7 protein-coding genes are annotated in these 7,074 nt (G+C 35.3%); all 7 read right to left on the bottom strand.

Going from position 1 to position 7,074, the window contains the following annotated elements; all coding sequences use genetic code 11:
• Positions 1 to 150: 150 nt before the first annotated feature.
• Positions 151 to 840, bottom strand: a complete 690-nt coding sequence (locus V7183_RS04865) for a Crp/Fnr family transcriptional regulator (protein WP_097898685.1) — start codon at positions 838 to 840, stop codon at positions 151 to 153.
• A gap of 191 nt (positions 841 to 1,031) precedes the next feature.
• Positions 1,032 to 1,994: a carbamate kinase gene (gene arcC / locus V7183_RS04860; RefSeq protein ID WP_335358872.1), complete on the bottom strand. Its 963-nt coding sequence runs from the start codon at positions 1,992 to 1,994 to the stop codon at positions 1,032 to 1,034.
• Positions 1,995 to 2,031: 37 nt separating this feature from the next.
• Complete coding sequence (arcD, locus tag V7183_RS04855) at positions 2,032 to 3,447, bottom strand: arginine-ornithine antiporter (protein WP_335358871.1); 1,416 nt, start codon at positions 3,445 to 3,447, stop codon at positions 2,032 to 2,034.
• Between the two features lie 94 nt (positions 3,448 to 3,541).
• Positions 3,542 to 4,540, bottom strand: coding sequence for an ornithine carbamoyltransferase (argF, locus tag V7183_RS04850; protein ID WP_335358870.1), 999 nt, complete (start codon positions 4,538 to 4,540; stop codon positions 3,542 to 3,544).
• A gap of 30 nt (positions 4,541 to 4,570) precedes the next feature.
• Positions 4,571 to 5,803 (bottom strand): arginine deiminase, encoded by a 1,233-nt coding sequence (gene arcA / locus V7183_RS04845; protein WP_335358869.1) that lies wholly within the window; start codon positions 5,801 to 5,803, stop codon positions 4,571 to 4,573.
• Positions 5,804 to 6,077: 274 nt separating this feature from the next.
• Positions 6,078 to 6,527: an arginine repressor gene (gene argR, locus V7183_RS04840; protein WP_097898680.1), complete on the bottom strand. Its 450-nt coding sequence runs from the start codon at positions 6,525 to 6,527 to the stop codon at positions 6,078 to 6,080.
• Positions 6,528 to 6,747: 220 nt separating this feature from the next.
• The coding region (locus V7183_RS04835; RefSeq protein ID WP_335358868.1) for an LPXTG cell wall anchor domain-containing protein at positions 6,748 to 7,074 on the bottom strand (327 nt) is incomplete at its 5' end.

The following is a 7,074-nucleotide window of genomic DNA, read 5'->3' as shown; positions in this document are numbered from 1 at the left end:
CTGTTTTTACTTCGCATGTAGCAGAAACAGGCCCTAACCACTTCTATGTATGGCTAGATACTCTCTTCCACCTAAAAAGAGGGGTTTTGATGTATAGCATTGTCCCAGTGTAACAACACTTTCCCTTATCTAATATTTATTATAAAGTTTTCACATCGAAACTTCCTCGAAATAAGTTGGGTCATGTATAATAATTTTTTTACTTGAAACCGTAACAATGCTTTCATTCTTTAACTGTTTTAACACACCGCTAACCGTCTCCCGAGACGTTCCCGATATTTTGGAAATTTCGATTGTGGTGAGCGGACATGCAATTACAATCCCTTCCCCATCCTGCTCTCCTAGATCATTCATTAAATAATTTAATGTCTGAATGACGCGGTCTTGCGCATTTGGAATCGTAATATTTTGCACACGATTTTCGTTAATTTTTAATATCGAGGATAACTGCTGAACAACGTACATTAATTGTGTACGACTTGCTTTTACCATATCCTCAAAAATCACTGTAGGAATATAATACACATCCACATCTGTCATTGCTTCCGCCGTATAATTATAACTCTTATCTGTAAACATACCGCCATAAGGAAAAATAGAATATCTCTTTACATAGTCCTCATATATTAAATTTCCACTTTGATTCACCCGCTCTAACTTCACAAAACCATCTAACATAAGGTAAATTCTTTCTCTTGAATCACCTTCTAAAAATAAAAATTGACCTTTCTTATAAGTTCGCCAATAAACAAACTCTGTTAAGCCTTTCAATTTTTTTTCTGTTAAATGAGCAAATAATTCAAACTGCTTCAGATCTTTAACTACGTTTCGTCTATTCATAAAACTCCCTCTTTCTTGCTATATGTCGGAGTGAAGCATCAAGAAAGCGTATTCAATACTATTATTTTACCATACTTAACATAGTAAACTTTCTCCTGCCATGAATACTTTATGAACATTGTTTACTAAAAAATGCTAATAAGTAAAAAGAATGAAGTTGATCACTTCATTCTTTTTACAATTCGCTATGTTTATACACAAACACATGCATCCTGCTTAGAAATAATTGTACCTGCTTTTTCTTCTAATGCTTCATATACCTTTTCTAAAGAAGTAATAATTGTTTTTCGTTTTGGATCTGCATTAGCAAAACTAATAGCAGCTTCAATTTTTGGGAGCATACTTCCCGCTGCAAATTGATGTTCCTGTATATATTCTTCTAATTCATCAACTGTAACAGCCTCTAATCTCTTTTGATTAGGCTGATTAAAATTCACATAAACATAATCAACTGCAGTTAAAATAACAAGTGTATCAGCATCTACTAATTCAGCTAACTTTTGAGCAGCAAAGTCCTTATCGATAACAGCTTCAGTTCCTTTTAATCCTTCTTCAGAGTCAATTACCGGAATTCCGCCGCCCCCAACAGCAATTACTATATTTCCACCCTCCACTAATGAATTGATTACTTTATGTTCATGAATACTCACAGGCTTTGGTGATGGAACAACCCGTCTCCATCCTCTTCCTGCATCCTCTTTAAATACAGCTTTTGTTTCTTCCATTAACCTTCTTGCTTCTTCTTCTGTATAAAAAGGACCAATTGGTTTTGTTGGATTTTTAAATGCCTCATCTTGTTCATCCACGACAACACGTGTTATAACCGTTGCTACCTCTTTTTTTATGCTTCGCTTTTTCAAAGCCTTTTCGATTGCATTTTCCATCCAATATCCAATCATTCCTTGGCTCATTGCACCACAAGTATCTAACGGCATTGCCGGTGTTTTTTCTGTTTCCGCTGCTTTTTGTTGTAATAAAATATTACCCACTTGTGGACCATTCCCATGTGCAATAACAATATCCACATCATTTTCCATAATTTTAACGAGTTGTTCCGCCGTTCTTTCTAACGCTTCTTGCTGCGCCCCAGCAGTGGCATTTCCAGATTGTATAGCATTTCCTCCTAGTGCAACTACGATTTTTCTACGTGTCATATTTCAACCCTCCAATTGATTGCATTTTCACAAGTTTTTATAAAGTGATACTTCCTGTAATTAATCCGTAAATCGCAAAGAATGCTAAGGCACCAATCGCTACAGAAGATGCCAGTTCCACACGAGTAAATATTTGTTTTGGATTCGTTTGCTTTTGAACATTGTAAAAGATGAAAATACCTGGTGCATATAATGTCATTGTTAGTACTAAGTAGTCTAAACCAGCTGCATAAACTAACCAAATTCCATAAATACTTGCTACCAAACCAATGATTATATTTTTTGTTCGATCTTTTTCTTCAGATTGTAAACTATACTTAAGTTGATAGAATGCTGACAAAGCATACGGAATTAAAATAGCAGAGGAAGCGAGAGAAAATGCAAAATGATATGCTTGATCTGAAACAACAAATGTTAATAAGAAAACTTGAATTAAACCATTTGTTATCCATAATGAATTTACAGGAGCTTTGTTTTTATTTTCTTTCGCAAACCACTTTGGAAATACTCCGTCTTTAGCAGCTAAATACGGAATCTCAGATGCGAGTAAAGTCCACCCTAACCAAGCACCTAATACAGAAATTACTAAACCTAAGTTAATAAAAATAGCGCCCCATTTTCCAACAACGCTTTCAAATAAATACGCCATAGATGGGTTTTTCAAATTAGCAACATCAGCTTGGTGCATAAGGCCAAGAGATAGTAATGTAAGCAGGATATAAATGATGAGTGTGCCGATTAATCCAATGACAGTTGCTTTCCCAACATCACTTCTGCTTTTTGCACGACTTGATAGAACAACGGCCCCTTCTACACCAATAAATACCCAAAGAGTTACAAGCATTGTACTCTTCACCTGACTACCTACCGCTGCCCAAGAAAAGGAACCAGCTTGTCCCCAAAATCCATCTAAGAAAATATCAAAGTTAAAAGCAAAGATTCCTACAACAATAAAGACAAATACAGGCACTAACTTTGCAATTGTAGTTACTAAATTTACAAGTGCTGCTGATTGTACACCGCGTAAAATTAACATGTGAACACACCATAGTAATACGCTCGCTCCAATAATCGATGCTATATTTTGTCCACCTTCAAAAACTGGGAAGAAATAGCCTAATGAAGAAAATAGCAACGTACCGTAAGCTACATTCCCAAGCCAAGCAGATAACCAATATCCCCACGCACTATTAAATCCCATGAAATTACCAAATCCTGCTTTTGCATAACTAAAGATACCACCATCTAAATCTGGTCTTTTTACAGTTAAATTTTGAAATGATAATCCAAGAGCAATCATCCCAATTCCCGTTATAACCCAACCGATAATAATAGCCCCGGCACCAGCACCTTTTGCCATATCACCTGCTAAGTTAAATGCGCCACCACCGATCATAGATCCAACTACAAGGGCTGTTAAAGTAAGTAATCCTAATTTCTTTTCTTCACCCATTACACTCACCTCTCTTTAATTGCAATAAGAATAAAACAACAATAGTGAATGATAGTGTCTAAAGGAGGAGAAAGAAGGAGGATTTCCCCCTTCTTTATTCCATATTTCCTAAAGTAGCTGCCATAACCGCTTTAATTGTATGCATTCTATTTTCTGCTTGATCAAATACTTTTGAATGCTTACTGCGGAATACTTCGTCAGTTACTTCCATTTCTTTTAATCCATATTTTTCATATATGTCTTCTCCGTACGCTGTTTCCACATCATGGAATGCAGGTAAACAATGTAAGAAAATCATATTTTCATTTCCAGTCTTTTTAATCATTTCCATATTTACTTGATAAGGTGCCAATAGTTCAATACGTTCAGCAAATTTATCTTCTTCCCCCATTGATACCCATACATCTGTATAAATTACGTCTGCACCGGCAACAGCTTCGTCTACATTACTTGTTACCATGACTTGATCATTATATTTTTTAGCTGTATCGATTATTTCTTGTGCAGGGAATAATGATTCTGGCGTACAAATACATACGTTCATTCCAACAATTGCACCACCAACTAACAAGCTATTTGCTACGTTGTTCCGTCCGTCTCCAACGTATACAAGCTTAACATCTTTTAAACGTCCCACATGCTCTTTAATTGTTAACAAGTCTGCAAGTGTTTGGGTTGGATGCCACATATCTGTTAGCCCGTTCCATACCGGTACACCGGAATTTTCAGCTAAAGATTCTACTGTTGCATGAGCGAAACCACGGAACTCAATTCCGTCAAACATACGTCCTAAAACTTTTGCTGTATCTTCAACTGATTCTTTCTTCCCAAGCTGAATATCATTTTTACCTAGGTATTCAGGATTTGCTCCTAAATCCGTACATGCCACCGTAAATGCACACCGTGTACGAGTGGAAGTTTTTTCAAATAAAAGGGCTACGTTTTTGCCTTCTAAATAACGATGCGGAATACCGTTTTTCTTTTTCTCTTTTAATTCTGCTGCCAAATCTAGAAAATATAACATCTCTTCTTCTGTAAAATCTTTTTCAGCAAGAAAACTTCTTCCTTTTAAGTTTGGTTTAGTCATCAACATGATTCATCCCTACTTTCTCCGTTATTTATACTAAATATCTTTTCGAACAATTGGCATACTCATGCAACGTGGACCCCCACGACCACGGGATAATTCCGAACTTAATACTTCAATAACTTCTATACCATGTTCCCGTAATAAAGCATTTGATACATAGTTGCGATCATATGTAACAACTACTCCTGGCGCAATTGCTAATGTATTCGATCCATCATTCCATTGTTCACGAGCGGAAGCGATCACATCTCCTCCTCCGCAAGGGATAAGTACCAATTCGCTTAAGCCTAATACTTCTTTTAGAGCTTCCATTAAAGAGGTACGATGTGTAATTTTAAGAGTTTCTTCATCCGGTCCTTTTTCTAAAATATAAATGTTCATATTTCCTTTTGGTCCTTGGATAGCTGGATGAATTGTAAATTTATCATAATCAACCATTGTAAATACTGTATCTAAATGCATAAATGCTCGACATTTTGGAATTTCTATTGCTAGCACTTTCTTAATTTTATTTTGACGGCTAAATAAATTTTTAGCTAAACGCTCAATTGCTTTAGCTGAAGTACGAGCAGATACTCCAATTGCAATTGTTTCCTCATTTAAGATAAGCTCGTCGCCGCCTTCAATTGGAAACTTATAATCACGATCTAACCAAACTGGCACATTATGATTTGCAAATCGTGGATGATGTTTAATGATATATTCCATAAATAATGATTCACGTCTCCGTGCTGGTTCTCTCATTCTGTTAATTGTTAAACCGTCACCTATACTAGCTGCTGGGTCACGAGTAAAATATAAATTTGGCATTGGATCTAAATAAAATGGATAATGATCTTCCATTAATTCATACAGGTGGGTTTTTTTACTCGTTTCAATTTCGTTTTTACGTACGCCCCCCATAATTTTCTGAATCAATTCTTCATTTGAAAAGGAAAGTAAATATTCTTTTAAAGTTTGATGTGCAACATTTACGTCAGCCTGTCCTTCTTGTAAAATACGATCAACAAATTCTTCACGAAGTTTTTTATCAACTAACGCCTCAGCTGCTAGTGTTTCTAAATAAAGAACTTCAACACCCCGATTGCGTAATGTTTGCGCAAAATAATCATGTTCTTGTTGAATAATTGGTAAATATGGAATATCGTCAAATAATAATTGTTGTAAATAATCTGGCGTTAAGTTTTCCACTTCTTTACCTGGACGTTTTAATAAAACCGTTTGTAATTCCCCAATTTCTGAAGTAACATGGATCGGATGTTTCATTTGTTGTACCTCCTTTTAAATTTGGTTGTTGTCTACAAGTACATAATAAATGGTACGTGCTTCCTTCTTTGTGAAAACGCTAACATTACCAAGTGAAATATTTCACAAGTTTTTTTGTAAAATAATATATATTTGTATTTTTATAAGGTTTTTTGCTCTATATTTTACAAAACAGCTATATATTACGTATATATGGTGAATATCGGATTCCTTAATTCATATGAAAACTCTAAAAAAATCCTGTCTCTAATAAAATTAGAAACAGGATTTTCATCTACATAATTAAATTCAATCTTTCTTCCAAAATCTTTCTATCCGACTGTGACCGAGAAATTACGAGGCATGTATCATTTCCACATATACATCCTACTTTTTCTTTCCAATCTAAGGAATCTAATAAGGCACCAATAACATGGGCATTACCAGGTAACGTTTTAATAACCGTTAGTTGATCTACATAATCAACCTTTACGACAACTTCTCTTAATTTTTTCTTTAACTTCATATCAGTCTGTAAATTATCTTCTGAGAAAACCTTATATATAGTTAATCCATTTGAAGAAGTTACCTTTATTAAGTTTAATTCACGAATATCTCGCGAAATAGTAGCCTGCGTCACTAATACGCCTTGTTCTGCCAACAATTCTACTAATCTCTCTTGTGTATCTATTTCATACTCTTCCACCAATTGTTTAATTAGCCGTTGTCTTTTTTCTTTTTTCATAAAAGACACCCCTTCTAATATTATAACTCTATTATATCTTGGTATAATTTTCATTCGAAAGAGACAACGGGAAATGTTGCGGAAACGTTCATAGTTTTTATAGGAATCCCCAACTATCTTCCTTATCTCTCTGTACCTTGAGTTTGGAGATCTTACCATATACGGGATAAAGTAAAAAAGGCACCCAAAAATATTTTTTTGGATACCTTTTTTGCTTTCATTATTGTTGTCTTTTCTTACCTAATACGAGTAAACCAAAACTCATCATTACAAGAGCTGCCCCCATATATGGTTCCAAAGGAGTTCTCTGTCCCGTTTTTGGGAGTTCTTTTTGTGATTGAGCTGAATCCATAGTTACTCTTGAACTTTCTTGGCTTGTCTTATCCTGGCCCTCTGAACTTGTTGTTCCTGTTTTTTTTGTTTTCATTATCTCTGCGTTTTCCAGTTCTTTCTTACCTGAGTTCCCTGAATTCGTCGTTTCTGCTTTCTTCGGTTCCGTTGTTTCTGATTTCTCTAGTTCCGTCGTTCCTGGTTTCTCTGGTTCCGT

This window comes from Bacillus sp. JJ1127 (assembly GCF_036965845.1).
Classification (GTDB): domain Bacteria; phylum Bacillota; class Bacilli; order Bacillales; family Bacillaceae_G; genus Bacillus_A.
Note: the sequence above shows the minus strand (reverse complement) of the source record. Positions and strands in the feature narration are given on the sequence as shown.

Bases quoted from the DNA above. Each gene is read 5' to 3' on its own strand.
- V7183_RS04865 (WP_097898685.1), bottom strand. From the start codon at position 840: ATGAATAGACGAAACGTAGTTAAAGATCTGAAGCAGTTTGAATTATTT.
- arcC (WP_335358872.1), bottom strand. From the start codon at position 1,994: ATGACACGTAGAAAAATCGTAGTTGCACTAGGAGGAAATGCTATACAA.
- arcD (WP_335358871.1), bottom strand. From the start codon at position 3,447: ATGGGTGAAGAAAAGAAATTAGGATTACTTACTTTAACAGCCCTTGTA.
- argF (WP_335358870.1), bottom strand. From the start codon at position 4,540: ATGTTGATGACTAAACCAAACTTAAAAGGAAGAAGTTTTCTTGCTGAA.
- arcA (WP_335358869.1), bottom strand. From the start codon at position 5,803: ATGAAACATCCGATCCATGTTACTTCAGAAATTGGGGAATTACAAACG.
- argR (WP_097898680.1), bottom strand. From the start codon at position 6,527: ATGAAAAAAGAAAAAAGACAACGGCTAATTAAACAATTGGTGGAAGAG.